At 32.3% G+C, this 18,043-nt stretch carries 14 protein-coding genes and 3 pseudogenes; 11 read left to right on the plus strand and 6 right to left on the minus strand.

Translation table 11 applies throughout. The annotated features are described in order from the left end of the window. Positions 1–459: 459 nt before the first annotated feature. From G8761_RS00005 to G8761_RS00015, 3 genes are all read left to right on the plus strand, one after another. A complete protein-coding gene (locus tag G8761_RS00005; RefSeq protein ID WP_166022421.1) occupies positions 460–753 on the plus strand; it encodes a hypothetical protein in 294 nt (97 codons plus the stop codon). 499 nt (positions 754–1,252) lie between these two features. Beyond that, complete coding sequence (locus G8761_RS00010) at positions 1,253–2,164, plus strand: restriction endonuclease (RefSeq protein ID WP_166022423.1); 912 nt, start codon at positions 1,253–1,255, stop codon at positions 2,162–2,164. Between the two features lie 292 nt (positions 2,165–2,456). Further along, complete coding sequence (locus tag G8761_RS00015) at positions 2,457–2,834, plus strand: hypothetical protein (RefSeq protein WP_166022425.1); 378 nt, start codon at positions 2,457–2,459, stop codon at positions 2,832–2,834. 238 nt (positions 2,835–3,072) lie between these two features. On the opposite strand, the gene G8761_RS00020 is transcribed toward G8761_RS00015, so the two are convergent. The 3 genes from G8761_RS00020 to G8761_RS00030 all read right to left on the minus strand — a co-directional run bounded on the left by G8761_RS00020 (position 3,073) and on the right by G8761_RS00030 (position 5,381). Beyond that, positions 3,073–3,705 carry a type 1 glutamine amidotransferase family protein gene (locus G8761_RS00020; RefSeq protein ID WP_047155545.1) on the minus strand — a complete coding sequence of 211 codons (633 nt, stop codon included), beginning with the start codon at positions 3,703–3,705 and terminating at the stop codon, positions 3,073–3,075. Between the two features lie 74 nt (positions 3,706–3,779). After that, positions 3,780–4,742, minus strand: coding sequence for a helix-turn-helix transcriptional regulator (locus tag G8761_RS00025; RefSeq protein ID WP_047155544.1), 963 nt, complete (start codon positions 4,740–4,742; stop codon positions 3,780–3,782). A 63-nt stretch (positions 4,743–4,805) separates the two neighbouring features. Then, entirely contained in the window at positions 4,806–5,381 is a 576-nt protein-coding gene (locus G8761_RS00030) for a recombinase family protein (protein ID WP_033728358.1), read from the minus strand. Between the two features lie 147 nt (positions 5,382–5,528). Here G8761_RS00030 and G8761_RS00035 point away from each other — a divergent pair. The 5 genes and pseudogenes from G8761_RS00035 (at position 5,529) to G8761_RS00055 (ending at position 11,700) form a co-directional block, all read left to right on the plus strand. Further along, positions 5,529–8,488: pseudogene (locus G8761_RS00035) on the plus strand (Tn3 family transposase). Positions 8,489–8,794: 306 nt separating this feature from the next. Beyond that, a pseudogene (locus G8761_RS00040) lies at positions 8,795–8,929 on the plus strand (histidine phosphatase family protein); the annotation flags it as partial. 47 nt (positions 8,930–8,976) lie between these two features. Beyond that, positions 8,977–9,837, plus strand: coding sequence for a type I restriction enzyme endonuclease domain-containing protein (locus G8761_RS00045; RefSeq protein WP_207789034.1), 861 nt, complete (start codon positions 8,977–8,979; stop codon positions 9,835–9,837). An 82-nt stretch (positions 9,838–9,919) separates the two neighbouring features. Further along, positions 9,920–10,548: pseudogene (locus G8761_RS27995) on the plus strand (M48 family metallopeptidase). A gap of 360 nt (positions 10,549–10,908) precedes the next feature. After that, entirely contained in the window at positions 10,909–11,700 is a 792-nt protein-coding gene (locus G8761_RS00055) for an SDR family NAD(P)-dependent oxidoreductase (RefSeq protein ID WP_166022427.1), read from the plus strand. Between the two features lie 142 nt (positions 11,701–11,842). On the opposite strand, the gene G8761_RS00060 is transcribed toward G8761_RS00055, so the two are convergent. Next, positions 11,843–12,346, minus strand: coding sequence for a hypothetical protein (locus G8761_RS00060; protein ID WP_166022429.1), 504 nt, complete (start codon positions 12,344–12,346; stop codon positions 11,843–11,845). 108 nt (positions 12,347–12,454) lie between these two features. Here G8761_RS00060 and G8761_RS00065 point away from each other — a divergent pair, with 108 nt between their 5' ends. Beyond that, positions 12,455–13,819, plus strand: a complete 1,365-nt coding sequence (locus G8761_RS00065; protein ID WP_166022430.1) for a protein kinase domain-containing protein — start codon at positions 12,455–12,457, stop codon at positions 13,817–13,819. Positions 13,820–13,863: 44 nt separating this feature from the next. On the opposite strand, the gene G8761_RS00070 is transcribed toward G8761_RS00065, so the two are convergent. Together G8761_RS00070 and G8761_RS00075 are read right to left on the minus strand one after the other, a co-directional pair. Next, positions 13,864–14,655, minus strand: coding sequence for an AlbA family DNA-binding domain-containing protein (locus G8761_RS00070; RefSeq protein ID WP_166022432.1), 792 nt, complete (start codon positions 14,653–14,655; stop codon positions 13,864–13,866). Between the two features lie 221 nt (positions 14,656–14,876). Next, on the minus strand, positions 14,877–15,179 hold the full coding sequence (locus G8761_RS00075; RefSeq protein WP_166022434.1) for a hypothetical protein: 303 nt from the start codon (positions 15,177–15,179) through the stop codon (positions 14,877–14,879). 223 nt (positions 15,180–15,402) lie between these two features. Between G8761_RS00075 and G8761_RS00080 the strand changes: the two genes are divergently transcribed. Next, on the plus strand, positions 15,403–16,872 hold the full coding sequence (locus G8761_RS00080) for a DUF5677 domain-containing protein (protein ID WP_166022436.1): 1,470 nt from the start codon (positions 15,403–15,405) through the stop codon (positions 16,870–16,872). After that, entirely contained in the window at positions 16,862–17,962 is a 1,101-nt protein-coding gene (locus tag G8761_RS00085; RefSeq protein WP_166022438.1) for a hypothetical protein, read from the plus strand. The genes G8761_RS00080 and G8761_RS00085 overlap by 11 nt, the downstream gene beginning before the upstream one ends. Positions 17,963–18,043 lie beyond the last annotated feature (81 nt).

An 18,043-nucleotide genomic window follows, 5' to 3' on the forward strand; every position in this document is an offset into this window, starting at 1 on the left:
GTCCGCATGGAAATAACAAATATTTATGGCAGTAAATAAGGAGTAACTAAACTTGGATTTCCAAGTTTTCTTTATAGAAGCATTTGTGAAGGTTTTCACTTAAACTACCATGAAAATAAAATTCTTTAACTCTGAAAAAAGACATTACTAAAGAAAACCCGTCTCATTCCTTTTAAAAAAGTGGTGAGGGCCACAATTGTAACAAAATATAAATTGGTTGATTGGATTCAGAAACAGTATAGACAGTTCAGTATATTTTCATTCTTTGTGGAGCTGCGAAAATCTTTCCCGCTGCATGGATGGCTAAAGGGGGCTTTACTTTAAGAGAAGTAAAGCTTTTTTGTTGTTTCACTAAAGTGGCAGGTAAGTTTAACAAGTGAAGGAATATTATAGCATCAGTTGGAAACCTTTGTTATAATTAGTGTAAAATTACACTTTTCAAACAAAGGGTGATACATAATGGATAATATTAATAAATGGGAAATTACAACTTTGGTTTTAGCAATTATTGGTGTGACTTTTAGTATGATGTTTCAGGGGATGGCTTATTGGGGACCTGGTGGATCATTTACTTGGATTGGATTCTGGGTAGGTGCGATTTTGTCTTACTGTTTTTCCTTATCTTCAATTGTTTGTATGTCTTTAAACAAATATAAGTTACATATTTTATTGGTCACTATAAATATAATATTAATTTCGGCAACAATTCTATGGACTACTTTTATTATAATTGCTTGGCAATCAGGAATGTAGATTACCCTACATTCGATTTGCGCAAGTATTTGGCTCCGCCTACGCCAAATACAGTGATAGCCACTCATGCTATCCCCACTAAAATTTATTTTAAAGTAAAAATATTAATAGAATATGTACTTTGTGTTAAAAATTTTTAATGATTGATGACTTATTGGGTTAACTTTAACTTTCACAAACAGGTTCAAATGTTAAAGATTTAGCTGCCATTTCCAAACAGCGTTGGACATACGGCAATAAATTAGCATCGAGAATAATAGCTACTTTATGTATAAGTAGATTGTGAAGAATTGTTCTTAAGGCTAACAGGGGCCTTACTTCAATTGGAGTAAAGTCTTTTTTTGTTGTTCTGCTAAAGGGGCAGTTTAGCTTAATAAGGTGTCTACCATAAAAGCGATAAATAGTTTTAAGTATTTGACTTCACTTTATGTAATTCATTTATTTCAGCCATCCTTATACTTGTAATTAATGGTATAATAAGGTAAAAAGGTGAGTTAGAATGAGTAAAGAAATGGACACTATTTATAACGAAAATATTGCAGAGGAAAAATTAAAGCAAGGTACAAAGTATGAAAAACTTGCAGCAGTAGTATTTAAAATACTAAACCAGAATGATGTTGTTATTCATGATTTAACTCTTCGTGGAGATGGTAAGAAAACAGGACATCAAATAGATGTTACAGTTCAAAGCCCAGGCTCAAATGTATCTAAACGAATCTTAATTGAATGTAAAGACTATGATTCAAAAGTTGGGATAAGTATAGTAAGGGATTTCTTTGGTGCCATTCACCAAATTAACCCTAATGAAGCTTTTGTTGTTACGACTGAAGGATATACAAGAGGTGCCAGAACCTTTGCAGAAGACGAAGGAATAAAATTAGCTATACTTAGAGGTTTTAAAGAAGAGGACTGGGAAGGTAGAATAAAAGCTATACATTTAAAAGGGACGATTACCTTTATGAACCAACCTACATTAACTTGGGTTGCAGCTAATGAACAGGAAATAGAAAAATTTCATGCTAATGCTAATGAAGAAATTAATACAACTCAAAACACAAGTACAAGAGAAACATTCTTTTATGATCAAGCAGGGAAACCTCAAGAAAATCTACAAACTGTTTTAAAACCTATATTCAATAGTCTCCCAAGAGACCCGAATTCTCCAACTACTGGTCGTTATGAATTTGGTACAATCAAATATGTTAAAATGGCAGGGGTATTAGTGGGAGTCAAAGGATTTGACTATGAATTCACAAGTAGCCAAAGTGTAACTGAAACTATTATTGACCAAGGGAGTAAAGTTGCCTTATTGGTATTTAAAGTTCTTGATGAGGACTTTGACCAAATTATTTTTGACCAAGATTTAGATAAATGGACTTTTAATGATAATGGCGAAGTCATTTCCAAGTAAATATATTTTAATACTAAAGGTCAATTCATTTATGTAGAAAAACATGAGTTGAAATTTAAATAAGGTTTAAATATAAATTCTGTTATATATGCAGGTTTTTAATTGAAATAACGGATGCTTTCCTTAATTAGATAGGAAAGCCTTTTTCTTTTGTTGCTAAAGGGGCAGGTTTGTAGAAGAAGTTTCATAAAAACTGAAACCTTCAATAGATAAAAGTCGTAAAACAAGTATTCATTAAGTAGTGGTTCAGAGTATTAAAAATTAAACTTTTAAAGTTTTAGGAGGATTTCGTATGATTAAGAAATTCATAAGCCAACAAAAAGTAGAATGCATTGGTGGTTTTACTGCCGTATACGCCGACCCTATTATGGCACATATAAATCCTAGCGTAATTCACAAAAAAGATATTTTCATCATAATTAAAAGAGATAAAACGATATGGGCAACGAATGTGAACCAGGAAGACAAAGACCAACAAAGTAATAAATGGGTAGAAATCATTAGAGATAATGTAAAGAGGAAAACAAGTCCTATTATGCCAAAGACGCATTACTTTGAAATAAAAAAGGGAGATTTATTTGGAACCTATGTGATTTCGAATGATTTAATTTCAAACGAAACCTTTTGCGACAGTAATTCCTACCTCAGTGTTTTATTAAATAAAGAATGAATTAAGTTCTATCTGTCATTAAATAGATGCCTTTTTAATTATGATAATACGGAGTTGTTCCAACAAAGGTAAATGTGTTTTTTGGAAGAATTTACTCTACCAACGGGGCAGCATTCCTGTAATAAATGAATTGGGGTAGCGTCAGGAAAATGCGGATTTACAACGATAAGGAAATTCCAAATTAAAAATCCCAACTTCTCTACAAATCAAAATAGAGAAATTGAGCTTTTCAGTTACTTCATTTATTTATTGAATTCATTAACTGGAAGAAGTATTCAGGTTTATGAGTCTTATTTAGGTTATACCATGAATGTAATGCATCTGGTGTAAATACATCTATTTTTTTCAGTACCTCCATTGCAAATTCCAGAGGAGCTATTCCTGATGCAGTAACTAAATTCGCATCAGATACCGCAGATCCCAACTCATAGAACTTTTCTCCTTTATAGTTAGGACATACCATTTTAGTATATTCTAAGTTATTACTTGTATGCTTTCTAGTATCTAAGTATCCCATATTCGCGAGGCCCTCAGTTGCACCACAAATTGCAGCAACAATAGTGCCAAGCTTTAAAGCTTGGCCAACTCTTTCCAAGATAGGTTGATGAATTTCTTCACTCCAAGTAGTCCCTCCTGGTAAAATTAAAAGATCTTTACTCTCAAGAGTACATTCATCAAGGGAAATATCTGGTTTTATGCTCAGTCCTCCCATAGTAGTAATCATTTCTTTATTAGCTCCTACTGTAATTACTTTTAAAGGTGCTAAATCTTTTTTGAAATATCTTCCTGAGTTTAGTTCAGCAATTAAATATCCATATTCCCAGTCCGACATTGTATTAAATACATATAGAAAAACTTTTTTTGTTTGCATCCAATAACACTCCAATCACAATTGATATAGCTATTATAATATAACTTCCCTGACAGTTAACGTCAGGGAAGTTATCATACTTGATGAAATTTTATTAATTCCGACAGAACTTCAATAAGTCTTTTCTTAAGACTTATTGGCTCAATAACTTTAATAGATTTATTGTACGGTAAAAGTAAATAAGGTACATATGTATGTATCATATCTTTTTCAAGAAGAAAAACTGCTTGATTTGAAGTCCGTTCTTGTAAATAATGTCCTAAAAACCAATGTTGGCAAATATCAGCCAATACACTTTTATCCCCATTAATAACCAAAGAAATAATCCCTTCCTTATCTTCTATAGTTGGAAGAAGACTTTTTATAAAAAAGTCACGTGCTGAAAAATTTTCTGGCCGGTTAAACTTATTTTCGGTTAGCATTAGACTTTCAATTCGATCTACTCTAAAACTACGGATATCATTCCTAAGATGACAAAATCCAATCACATACCACTTATTATTCCAATAGATAATTCTGTACGGATCGACCAATCTATAATTTAATTGCTTTTCGCCACTTTTATGGTAAAGAATTTTTACTGAGTACCCGTCAGCTACGGCCTGCTCCAACTCCTTCAAAAAAGGTTCCATAGAGAGTGAACTTAATCGACTTATTACTTCAAGACTAGTTAAATGTTGGTTTATCTTTGTTTCCTGCTCTTGATTTGAGTATTTACTTAGTTTTGAAATGGCCCTATTTAGTGCTTCACCTCCATAATATCCGGCTTCTTCTGCAAAAACAGCAGCGTGAAATAGTGAAGTTTGCTCCTCAAAATCAAAAAAAAGAGGAGCCTCAATAAAATTGTTCAATAAAGTGTATCCACCGTTATGTCCTGGTTCTGAAATTATAGGTACGCCACTTGTTGAAATTGTATCAATATAACGATACACAGTCCTTATATTCATCTCTAACTTTTCTGAAATTTGTTTTGCAGTAATTTTTTCACCTGAACGAAGCATCCATAGAATTGCTAACATATTGTCAATTTTAGGCATATAATTCCACCTCTATATGAAATTTATTTTCTATTATATATTTCCGATTTTTGGTATAACTCATCAACTGTTCCTTTCCGATAGCTTTCTATATAATGAGGCCCTAGACACATTTGTAATTTCACAAATTTGATTTACAGTCATATCTCCCTCTTTATAAAGCTTTACTGCATAATTCATTCCTGCATGATTTTTATGGTACTTCTTTAACCGACCTTTAAACTTTCCTTCTTTCTTAGCCAGTTCAATTCCTTCACGCTGCCGCATACGGATAAGATCACGTTCTAATTGGTTTACACCCGCCATAACCGTAATTAAGAATTGGCTGTAGGGATTATCTTCTGATAAATCTAGCCATGTATCTTTTAAGGATTTTAAATTTGCCTTTTTACTCCGTATGTTATCGATTAATTCAAATAAATCTTGTGTACTACGAGTAATCCGAGTTAAGTCCGTAACATAAATGATGTCACCTTCTTGTATATCCTCTAACATTTTTTGAAGTTGCTCACGATCTTTTGTTGCTCCGGAAACTTTTTCTTCAAAAATAATATCCATTCCGATTTCGTTCAGTTGCTGAAATTGCCTTGAAGGATTCTGGCTAGTTGAACTGACACGTATATAACCGATTTTCCGCAAAATATCACCTCATTTTTGAGACAAGTCTTATGAGACGCTCTTAACTATGATTTTATCAGTCTCCTACACTTGTATCAATAGAGTACACTCTATTGATATATAATTGAACTAATTAACTGAATAATTACAGAAATGAGATGATACTGTATGAAAATTGCGAGAGGTAGAGAATTGCTTACACCAGAACAGCGGCAGGCCCTTATGCAAATTCCTGAAGATGAGTGGGTGCTAGGAACCTACTACACTTTTTCCAAACGAGATTTAGAAATTATAAATAAACGAAGGAGAGAAGAAAACCGTTTAGGGTTCGCCGTTCAATTAGCCGTTCTTCGGTATCCCGGTTGGCCATACACTCATATCAAAAGCATCCCGGATTCATTCATACATTATATATCGAAACAAATCGGTTCCAGTCCATCTTCGCTTAGTCTTTATCCTCAAAGAGAAAATACACTTTGGGATCATTTGAAAGAAATTCGAAGTGAATACGACTTTGTAACTTTTACTCTAAAAGAATATCGAATGATATTTAAGCATCTTCATCAATTAGCTTTGGAAAATGGTGATGCCATTCATCTACTACATGAATGCATAAATTTTCTAAGAATAAACAAAATCATACTGCCTGCTATCACTACACTTGAGAGAATGGTGTGGGAGGCAAGGGCAATGGCTGAAAAGAAGCTATTTAATACGGTTAGTCAATCTCTGACAAATGAGCAAAAAGAAAAGCTTGAAGAAATCATTACTTCGCAGCATCCATCCGAATCTAATAAAACGATATTAGGTTGGTTAAAAGAACCACCGGGTCATCCTTCACCCGAAACATTTCTAAAAGTAATAGAACGACTCGAATACATACGAGATATGGAATTAGAAACAGTACAAATTAGTCATTTGCATCGCAATCGTCTGTTACAGCTATCTCGCTTAGGTTCAAGATATGAGCCTTATGCCGTGACTTTCAAGAAAATAAACGATATTCGATATTAACCGTCTATTTATACAATCTTACTCAGGAGTTAACGGATAAAGCTTTTGAAATTCATGACAGACAAATACTCAGTCTGTTATCAAAAGGCCGTAAGGCTCAAGAAGAAATTCAGAAACAAAACGGTAAAAAGCTGAATGAAAAGGTTATACACTTTACGAACATCGGACAAGCTTTAATCAAAGCAAAAGAGGAAAAATTAGACATATTTGAGGTTTTAGAATCCGTTATTGAATGGAATTCTTTTGTCTCTTCGGTGGAAGAAGCTCAGGAGCTTGCACGTCCTGCCGACTATGATTATTTAGACTTACTGCAAAAACGATTTTATTCACTTAGAAAATATACGCCAACGCTATTAAGGGTATTGGACTTTCATTCTACAAAGGCAAATGAATCACTTATACAAGCTGTAGAGATTATCCGAGGAATGAACGAATCTGGAAAGCGAAAAGTACCTGACGACTCACCTGTGGACTTTATCTCAAAGCGTTGGAAAAAACACTTATATGAGGATGACGGTACAATCAATCGTCATTATTATGAAATGGCCGTCTTAACAGAACTAAGGGAACATGTTCGGGCTGGTGATGTATCCATTGTGGGCAGTAGACAATATAGAGATTTTGAGGAATATTTGTTTTCAGAGGATACATGGAATCAAACGAAGGGAAATACGAGGTTATCAGTTAGTTTATCATTCGAAGAATATATGACAGAGAGAAACAGCAGCCTTAATGAAAGATTAAAGTGGTTATCTGCAAATTCCAACAAATTAGATGGAGTTTCTCTTGAAAAAGGAAAGTTATCAATTTCACGCTTAGAAAAAGATGTTCCAGAAGAAGCAAAGAAATTTAGTGCAAGTCTTTATCAGATGCTCCCAAGAATAAAATTAACCGATTTACTCATGGATATTGCTTATTTAACAGGATTTCATGAGCAATTCACTCATGCTTCCAATAATCGAAAGCCAGATAAAGAAGAAACGACCATTATCATGGCTGCCCTTTTAGGAATGGGACTGAATATTGGATTGAGTAAGATGGCTGAAGCAACACCCGGACTGACATATAAGCAACTAGCCAATGTGTCTCAATGGCGCATGTATGAAGACGCAATGAATAAAGCCCAAGCTGTATTAGTAAATTTTCATCACAAATTACAATTGTCTTCCTATTGGGGAGACGGCACAACATCTTCGTCAGATGGAATGAGAATGCAGTTAGGGGTTTCATCTCTACATGCAGATGCAAACCCACATTACGGAACCGGAAAAGGAGCCACTATCTATCGATTTACGAGTGATCAATTCTCTTCTTACTACACAAAGATTATTCATACTAATTCAAGGGATGCCATTCATGTATTGGATGGTTTATTACACCATGAGACGGATCTAAACATAGAAGAACATTATACAGACACAGCTGGTTATACAGACCAAATTTTCGGATTGACCCATTTATTAGGATTTAAATTTGCTCCAAGAATAAGGGATCTATCGGACTCAAAATTATTTACAATAGATAAAGCAAGTGAGTATCCAAAACTTGAAGCTATTTTACGTGGACAAATAAATACAAAAGTCATTGAAGAAAATTATGAGGATATTTTGCGATTAGCCCATTCAATAAGAGAAGGAACAGTCTCGGCATCCCTTATTATGGGGAAATTAGGTTCTTACTCTAGACAAAACAGCTTAGCTACAGCCTTACGCGAAATGGGGAGAATAGAAAAAACGATTTTTATTCTTAATTACATTTCGGATGAATCTCTAAGAAGAAAAATACAAAGAGGATTGAATAAAGGAGAAGCCATGAATGGACTGGCAAGAGCTATTTTCTTCGGAAAACAAGGAGAGCTTAGGGAACGAACCATACAGCATCAGCTTCAAAGAGCTAGTGCTTTAGATATAATTATAAATGCCATCAGTATCTGGAATACTCTACATCTAACAAAAGCAGTTGAATATCAAAAGCGGACAGGTAGTTTTAATGAAGACTTATTGCACCATATGTCACCTTTAGGCTGGGAACATATTAATTTGCTAGGAGAATACCATTTTAATTCGGAGAAAGTGATCTTATTAGATTCTTTAAGACCACTGAAACTTTCTTAACGTTGTTAAAAACGGGAGAATCGTCAGGAAAATAGGCTTAGCGTTGTAAATCCGCGTTTTCCTGACGGTACCCCGAATTGGAAAAATAATAACTTTGTGAAGGTATTCACTTAAACTATTGGGTGCTTTAGTTAGTTGAACAAGGCGGGGCTGCCCAATAGTCTTTTTTAATGTGTCACTAACCGGGCATGTTGAAAGAAGGAAAAGGCATTTTTATTTTAACAGATGGAATATTTCGTATAATAATTACAAAAGTATCCATTTCATAATTCGTACGTCATAAGTTAATTAAGTAGAGGGGAATTTATGAATACATACATTTACATGGTGAGGCATGGAGACTCACCAAAGACGGGAGAAAACGAAAGAACAAGAGGGCTAACTGAAAAAGGGAAATCAGATGCTTATCGCATTGCTAATACATTACAAGGGGAAGGAGTAGGTTCCAAGGGATTGATAAAACTAACTTAGATGCATTGGTAAAAAAGTTGGAACCCGAGGATAAACGCGCTGAATTTGAACTCTCTTATAAGCAATTTGCTGGTACAATGGAGCAATTAATGCCCGGTCATGTATCGACTGATAACACAAATGATTTACGTTGGCTCTCATACATCCGTGCAGCTGCAAAAGCACGTTTTGAACCCGATACAGAATTAGATATCTCTGATTGTGGTGAAAAGGTACGTCAGATTATTAACGATCATCTTACTTCTTACGGAGTGGAGCAATGGATAAAGCCTATTACTTTATTTGACAAGGACTATAAAAAGAAGCTAGAAACTTTAAAATCAGACGAAGCCATTGCATCTAGTATGGAACATGCTGCTAAACATGTGATTAACGTTAAGATGAGTGATAATCCTGTGTATTATACTAGTCTTTTAGAAAAACTACAGCAAATTCTTGACGAAACGAAGAACGATTGGACTGAACGGAAAAAGCAATTAGAAGAATTCATAAATAATGACGTAAAAATGGGTGAAACAGAAGAAGCTGAAGCATTAGGACTAACAAATAAGGAATATGCCTTTTTTGAAATAATAAAGAAACATTTATTAGAACCGGATGAAGCAGCAGGATCAAAAGCAAAAGAAGCATCAGAAGTATACATTAGTCAAGATATCCTTGATCTTTCAAAGGATATTGCACAAAATGTTGCTGATATTGTGGCAAATACTTGGGTAATCGATTGGACAACTAACCCTACTAAAACTGCCGATATCGAACGTTCAATCTTTATGATGCTAACTTCAAAATATTTTAAACAAATTAAAATGGATGTACGGAAGCAACTAATAACACCACTACTCCATCTTGCGAAAAAACATTTTGCAACAAGAGATTAAGAGGATGAGATAGATGAAGCATTCCATTATTTATGGAACGAAAACCATTGAGTTTTCAATCGAATATCGAAAAAGAAAGACAATGGAAATAAGCGTTGAGCCTCCTCATAATGTAAGTGTTGTGGCTCCGACCAACACACCAGAAGCAATTATTCTTCAAAAGGTTAAGAACAAGGCAGGGTGGATTGTTCAGAGATTATATCTTTTAAAGGAGATGGAATATAAAAAAATTGAAAGAGAAATGGTTAATGGTGAATCATTTATGTATTTAGGTCGTAACTATTCCCTCCAATTTCTAATTGATAAAGAAGTTAAGCAACCAATTGTCAAATTATTTCAAGGAAAGTTCCTCGTTACAAGTGCGGAAAAAGATGAAGATTTGATAAGACAAGCATTTGAGAAATGGTACAAAAGGTAACGGAAAGAATCAATTATTATCAACATTATTTTAAAAAGAAACCTTCGTCAATTAAGGTAAAAGAGCAGCAGAAACGGTGGGCAAGTTGCACCTCAAAAGATGAACTTTTGTTTAACTGGCGCTGTGTTATGGCTCCTTCTCCAGTACTTGATTATATTGTTGTTCACGAAATGTGCCATATGTTATTTAAAAACCATTCGCAAAACTTTTGGGATTTACTTGCGTCTGTTTTATGTGATTATGAGCGAAGAAAAGAGTGGTTAAGAAACTTTGGGGTCAGAATGGATATTTAAAGTGTTTTTTGATATTTGGCGCACCGAAAAAGTAATTTGGTGTGCTTTTTAATGTGTTATAAATGCTCTAAAGCTTTGTATTTGAGTTTCTAACCATTTGGAAGGCTAATGTGAGATTAAAAAGATCAAGAGCGTATTAAAGGCATTTCTGTAAGTTCTGAAGGCTATCGGGGGAGAAATGATTGCTTAAATTATTGTGAATGATTTTTATTTGTGTGAAAATTATTATAGGATTTTTAAAACTGTAGAAAAAATAGAATCTTTCCTAAAGCCAAGGTGTAAAAGAAGACTAGTAATTTAAAAATGAACTTTTAGTATTAATTGTTTGTAATTATGAGGCTGATTTAAACGAGGTGGAATATGAAAAATTTGGTAGGCAAAAATATTGTAATAACAGGTGCTTCATCAGGAATAGGTGAAAAAATTGCATTTAAAGTAGCAGAAATGGGTGCAAGACCAATATTATTAGCTCGCTCTAGTGATAAGTTGAATGATGTGTGTGAAAAAATTAATCAACAATTTGATGTGAGTTGTATATTTTACCCACTTGATGTTGGTGATTTCGAAGAGGTGAAAGTAGTTTTTAGACAACTCCTTCAAGAAGTAGACCATGTAGATATTCTTCTAAATAATGCTGGTTTTGGGGTCTTTGATTCATTTCAGGAAGCTAATTTTGAGGATATTCAACGGATGTTTGAAGTAAATGTACTTGGTTTAATGGCCTGTACAAAGGAGATACTTTCTTCTATGCTTGAAAGGGATACTGGGCACATCATTAATATTGCATCTCAAGCAGGCAAATTAGCTACACCAAAATCAAGTGGTTACTCCGCATCAAAACATGCTGTTCTTGGCTTTACAAATAGTTTAAGGATGGAGCTTGAAGAAACAAATATATTTGTTTCTTCAGTTAACCCTGGCCCGATTGAAACAAATTTCTTCAATAATGCTGATAAATCAGGTAATTATGTTAAAAACATAAAAAAATTCATGCTAAAGTCAGATGAAGTTGCCGAAAAAATAGTGGACTTGATGCTTAAACCAAAACGTGAATTGAATTTACCTAAATGGATGAACTTGGGGAGCACTCTATATAACCTCTTTCCGGGTATAGCCGAAAGGATAACTGGAGGTATATTGAACAAAAAATAATTTCTCATAAAAATAAACTATAAGGTTAAGTTTCAGGTGTAATTTATTGATAATATAAAAGTCAAGTGAAGTATGAAATTTAGCAAGATGATATAAAAAATAGCCCTAAATTATAGGGCTATTTTTTATATCATAAGTAGTATTATTGCTTCACATTCCAAACTACAATAAAAGTAACAGCTATAACTATTAATATATTTGTAAGGTTCATTAATTTCCCTTTACCTTTATTTTCTACTATTTCAATTTCTCTCTTTATAGCTAAAGTATAAAAAAACAGGGCGCCCGAAAGACTTCCTACATATGCAATAGGAATACCATAATCTTGATAAAAGGGCCTTTCCCAGCCCTGCTGAGTTAAAAGGATTATTAATTTTATAAAAATGCCTAAAGTAGTTGCTATACCTATCCAAAATAAAGAATAAAAAAATATCTTTTCTTTAGGTTGTTCCTTAGCCTTAGCAAAATCTGACGCAGAGGAACAAAAGTCAGCAAAGGATAAAGGAAATGTTATTATTGCAGCAATCGCTAATATATTATTAACGACTACATTTTGATCTGTAAATACAGATATCATTAATAGAATAATAATGGCAAGAGTCATTCCTTTATAAAAATCACCTAAAAAGTTCTTTATCGTATCCATGATACTAACCTCCACTCTTATTTCTTCAATTTACTATTTTAGCATATTTAACCAAAACAAAAACAAAAATGTTATAATTTGTATAAAAAAGCGGAATGAGGGAGAAATGTGTCGAGAACTGAGCCGCATTTATATCATCTTAAAGGTGAAGTTGGGGAAGGAGGTTTTGGAAGAGTGTATAAATGCCGAGATATTTTTAGTGATGAGGATGAAGACTTATCAGCTATTAAAATATTAAAGCCAGAACAACTTGACCATCAAACACTGGAGAGGTTTCAAAGAGAGATAAGAATCCATTCTCAACTTAAGCATAAAAATATTGTTCCTATTATTAATTTTGAGTTGGATGATTCCCTGCCTGGAGACGATGGAAGAGGTTTTGCATATTATACAATGCCTTTAGCAGAAAAAAACTTAAGGGATCTTATGTCTCAATTCAGGTTAAATAATATAGGTAGGATGGATGATGAAACAGCTGTATTTTATTTTAACCAAATATTAGATGGGGTGGAATATGCACATAAAGCAGGGATTATACACCGGGATTTAAAACCTGAAAATATTCTAGTTTATAATGAATTGAGAGAAGAAGTACTTAAAATCTCGGATTTTGGATTAGGAAAGTTTTTGAATGGTAACACTCAATTAACAAAAACACATATTGCTTTAGGATCGGATGTATTTGCAGCTCCTGAACAATATTCTGATTCTAAAGAAGTAGATGAAAGGGCAGATATCTTTTCACTTGGAAAAATTTTATATGAACTTATTACTTATGATTTGCCTGTTTCAATTGACTATGACAAGATTGCTTCCTCAAAGCTTAAATTAATTATTCGGAAGGCAACTCATTCTAATAAGTATAGAAGGTTTGCTTCAATACAAGAAATGAGAGATAGAATAAATATGGCCTTGGGAATTAATTTGGCTTTAAAAACATCAACGCACCAATTTAATATTTTTTATAATAAATATAATGATACAGGTGATTTAACTTCTCTTTGGGAGATTATTACTTTACTAAATAAGTATAATACTGATTATACTCTTTATACAGAGCACTTCATGAATATGGATGAAGCTGGCATTGAAAAAATGTACAATAGCTATCTGGAAGAATTTTATGAGGTTGTAGAAAATTTTCTAACTTTAATTCAAGGCGGCCACTCATATAGTTTTACCGATACAATCGCAAATTTTGTTTTTCATAATATTGTACCAAGAATACAGCAGAATATAGATTTATATGAGAATGCTTTTGAAAGTATATTGAAGATGGGGTATAGCCACAATCGTTTTTATATAGCTAGATTATTAGGGGATGAAATTTCAAAAGTTACAAGCGACGATCATAACATGATAATTGGCGAGGTTTTAAGTAATAACCCCCGGGCAACAAGATGGGCAAAACAATATTTTCCTACAAGTAGTTTTTGTGATTATCTTAAATTTGTTTTAGACTCGATAGATTGAAGAAAATAATACCTTATAAATAAAGAGCAACCTTTGGTTGCTCTTTAATCTATTCCTATTACATCAAGATCCATTTCAATTCTCTTTTTTTTCTTTGCGATGACTCTAGAGATGAATTGTTCATAATTTTCATCAGGGTAGTGTGGATTTTTTTTCTTAATCTGTGCACCGTAAAGTGATTCGGCAATTGTACTACCAAAGTTAGTTAATGCCCCTCCTTTGTAGTAGTAATTATATTGTTTTATTTCGTTATATAACGTTTTTAATTGTCCTAAATGAGTCTCTAACTCCATTTCAGTCGTGGATGAATAACCAGTATCAATTCTTCTGTTAATAATTTGCTGTATTTCTTCATAAGATGCTTCAACAGTCTGTATGCCTCTACGTGTATATATACGGTCTTTTTTTATACCTTCACCGTCTTTTGGAGAAACAAAAGGAATTTTTTGAGGTAAATCATTTACAACTAAAACCTGAAATTTCTTATTCTTAATAGTGGGATATTCTGAATCTTTATATTCAAAATCAAGAATTGACAATTCTTGATTTAAATCTTTTGGTAGAAATTTATCAATTTCATTAAAAATATCTTCTTTTTTCTTGAATTCTATCATTCCGACAGACTCTAGAACTCCGTTTTCCTCACTCACACCGACTATTAGGCAACCACCACCATAATTAGCAAAGGCTAAAATATGCTTTGCTAATTTACCTGAGGATGGCCATTGTTGTTTAAAATCCAACTCATTATGCTCACCTGATTGATTCTTTAATATCTCTCTTAAACCTTCGCGACTGGGTTCTTCGAAAAATTTCGCAAAATACTCCTTGTTCATCCCGTGCACCTCTTATAAAAAATAATATCTAAATTATACCTTTTTATGGAAAAATTTAATATTAAAAAGGTGGCCCTATAGGAATGTGAAGGTACTAAATACACAATCATTAAATGGACAACAAGTAATTTATTAATAAATAGGATGTTATTCAATATATTCCAGTTTTCACTCTTTCTTTAATATCCAAAGGGAAAGCTATATTCCCCTTCGAAACTTTTTCATCCGTAAATACCATTGGGATGAAAGTAATTCCACCAATTCTTAATGTTTTTAAAGTTCTTTTCATCAGTAACAAAAGATTTAACTTCTATTCCGAATAACTCTTTGTGATATTCTTTAAAGTTTTCGCATCCTCTAATAAATTCCACGGCAGCATTTTTACTCATTTTTGATGAAGTACCCACTACAATAAAAGGAACTTTTTCATCATAATAAATTGGTACAGAACCCCCAAAATAAATCTCATATAACTCAGGTATTTCTTCTTTCATAGCAACCTCCATTAATAGCAATCTACTCATCTCATCACTCCTTTTGATTTTAATTATGAACTAGTCAAAAATAGAAAAAATAGGCAAATGTGAAAATTTTTCTACAAAAATAAACAAATTTCATCACAATGATTAGATTCCGCCAAAGTCGTTAAAAAATAATTAACAATTTTAAGAATATTTGTTAATGTAGGATTAAATAATTTAAATGTAAAATTTGTAAAATACCAATTTAGGCGATAGGAGAAAGAATATGGTTGAGAAAAATTTAAGTAATTTATCAGATCATAAATATACTAAAGGGATAATTGAATCTCCTATTAACAATGCATTTGGACAAACACTGAAATTAAACTCCTGGACTAAAGAAAGACTACCAGAATATCTATGGCTGGGCTTAATTTTAAACTATTATGGAAGAGAAGAAGGATTAAAAAGAGGAGAGAATATCCTCTATCAAATTTCAAATATGAATTTGGATATTGTCCAACCGAAACTTTCACTTTTTCTAAAATTATCAATAGTAAATCAGGAAAAAATTTATGAAATAATTAGTTCAATTATTGATCCAGTAATACTATCCCCGCTAACAATAGTTTATCGAAGGGAGGAGAATGAAACTTTTAACCGTTTTTTTTATATTAATAAACAAACAGTAGAAAATAGAATTTTAGTTTTAAAAGAAACTGTAAAGAAGTTTTATAGTCAACAATCAGATTCTGCAACAGATTTAAGATATTTATCCATTTGTCTACCTCTTTTCAAAGGGAGGGTACATGTTTCAGAGAAAGTTGAAATGACAATTGAATCTCTTAAAAATTATAGTAAAACAGACCATAAAGATGAAAAAATGAGTTTTTATAGGCCATCAATAAGAAGTATTGAACTTATTGATCTAGAAGATCCTGACACTAAATTTATTAATAATTTTTGGAGGGAGGTTGGTTTAATGACTGATTGTTCACCAAAATATATCGCTCAACATATAGAAAATAATGACGATTATTTTTTGAAGGATACTCAAAAAGCATTTGAAAATATTATTTTATTAAATAAAGAGAAATCAATCGAGGACCCTAAATTCAATGTGCTTATTGGGTCTACTGGGTATATGCTTAAAATATACAATGAAGTTATATCAAGTGGTCTAAAAAATGGCATATTAGGGCGGCACGCATTTAGAACAATTCTTGAGGTTTTCATAATGATGAAGTATCTCATTCTTAAAGAGAAGAATAATGAAAGTATATTTAAGAGTTATCAATTATACGGCATAGGGAAATATAAACATATTTTACTTAGATTGCGTGAGAGCGAGCTGAGTGAAGAAAGTTTTATAACGGTTCCTATAGTAGATGTAATTGTGAATGAGCCAATGTGGGAAGAGTTTATGAATATTGATGTGCGTTTTTTTGATCAACAAAATATAAAAAGAAAATTTGAGGAAGTTGGAGAAAGGGAATTATACGAAATTTTTTATGAATATACTACTAACTATGCTCATGGATTTTGGGGAGCTGTAAGAGAAAGCTCCCAATTGGTATGCGATAACCCGTTACATAAATATCACACGGTAGCAGATTTAGGTTTTGACCAAAAATTTCCAAGCGTTATTTATGATATAGATAAAATTTTTAAAAAGCACATTGAATTGTTGTCTAGTGTGTATGAATTTCCAAAATGGTATAAATTAAAATATAAGGAATTAACTTATGGGTTATAACAATGAGGCTTTAATTAATATTCAAATAGAATATAGTCAATTATTAACCAAATTTCTACCTCAAATTGAAAATATAAACGAAATAGAATTGTCTAATTTATTATCAATAATTGATGAAGTAAAATTATTTTGGTATAAAAGGTTACCCTTAATTGAATTTGAATTAGAGCATTGGGCTAAATCTAAAGAAAGCCTATTGCTTTCTGGAGCAATATATTTAGATGTTAAAGACAATGAACATTTTTTCTTTAATCTTTTTGGAGAGTACCATGTTGTAGATGATCCTTTATTAAAGTTAGAGGGATTTTTTAGAGTGTCAAGTGAAAACTTTAAAGATGAATCTATTTTAAACGTTTTTAAAAGAGCCTACTTGGATACTCTAGAAGTTACAAAAAATTATTCCAATGCAATTCATATACTCCCTGCTAAAGAAATAGTTAATAAATATAACCCTGATAATCAGGAATTAATAGAAACCTTTTATTGGAGGTTTATTTCTACAATTTTTAAAAAAGAAGTAAAAAACTCTGCAGAGTTTTTTAAGAGCTTTACTTCATTATCCGATATTGAAAAAGAACTCGATCAGATTATATTAGATAATTTAGTTTTTGTTGATAAATTTGATAATAAATTAACTTTGGAAGAAAGGTGCGAGAAATACAAAGTAGAGTTTCCTCAGTTTAGGGGATTGACAAATCTTCAAATTATTAATGTAGCAACATTTTCATATGTTGCTCAAATTATAGATCTTTTACTTATTACATCATTTTTAGGCTTTACTCCCTATATCCGAAATGATATAACATTTAGATATTTTTTATTATTAAAAGATACTTTTATTGAAGAGCCAAGTATTAGGATAATGGTAGAAAAAAGTATAATTATATATATAATGTACAATACGGTTTCCTTGGAAAGGCTTAATAAATATAATTTTGATGAGTTTTATAAACTTACCAGGGAAGGTAACATTTTGGCTAGGACTATAGACAGATTGAATAGCTGTAAAATTGAAGTGATTTATAGCAAGGTGAAACCGATACAAAAAATTATTGATGAAGAAATCGATAATTTGCTCAAAACGTTTTAATATTGAAAAAAACTTTTGTTAACTTATTTTAAGTAAAGAAAAGGCGGCATCCATTTGAGGATTTCGCCTTTTACCACATTT

Origin of the sequence: Neobacillus terrae, assembly GCF_011393025.1 — a bacterium.
Lineage (GTDB): Bacteria > Bacillota > Bacilli > Bacillales > Cytobacillaceae > Neobacillus_A > Neobacillus_A terrae.

What these genes read in the sequence shown, in the direction of transcription:
- G8761_RS00075 (WP_166022434.1), bottom strand. Translation starts at nt 15,179, where the DNA reads ATGAGTAGATTGCTATTAATGGAGGTTGCTATGAAAGAAGAAATACCT.
- G8761_RS00080 (WP_166022436.1), top strand. Translation starts at nt 15,403, where the DNA reads ATGGTTGAGAAAAATTTAAGTAATTTATCAGATCATAAATATACTAAA.
- G8761_RS00025 (WP_047155544.1), bottom strand. Translation starts at nt 4,742, where the DNA reads ATGCCTAAAATTGACAATATGTTAGCAATTCTATGGATGCTTCGTTCA.
- G8761_RS00020 (WP_047155545.1), bottom strand. Translation starts at nt 3,705, where the DNA reads ATGCAAACAAAAAAAGTTTTTCTATATGTATTTAATACAATGTCGGAC.
- G8761_RS00070 (WP_166022432.1), bottom strand. Translation starts at nt 14,655, where the DNA reads ATGAACAAGGAGTATTTTGCGAAATTTTTCGAAGAACCCAGTCGCGAA.
- G8761_RS00010 (WP_166022423.1), top strand. Translation starts at nt 1,253, where the DNA reads ATGAGTAAAGAAATGGACACTATTTATAACGAAAATATTGCAGAGGAA.
- G8761_RS00005 (WP_166022421.1), top strand. Translation starts at nt 460, where the DNA reads ATGGATAATATTAATAAATGGGAAATTACAACTTTGGTTTTAGCAATT.
- G8761_RS00060 (WP_166022429.1), bottom strand. Translation starts at nt 12,346, where the DNA reads ATGGATACGATAAAGAACTTTTTAGGTGATTTTTATAAAGGAATGACT.
- G8761_RS00015 (WP_166022425.1), top strand. Translation starts at nt 2,457, where the DNA reads ATGATTAAGAAATTCATAAGCCAACAAAAAGTAGAATGCATTGGTGGT.
- G8761_RS00055 (WP_166022427.1), top strand. Translation starts at nt 10,909, where the DNA reads ATGAAAAATTTGGTAGGCAAAAATATTGTAATAACAGGTGCTTCATCA.
- G8761_RS00085 (WP_166022438.1), top strand. Translation starts at nt 16,862, where the DNA reads ATGGGTTATAACAATGAGGCTTTAATTAATATTCAAATAGAATATAGT.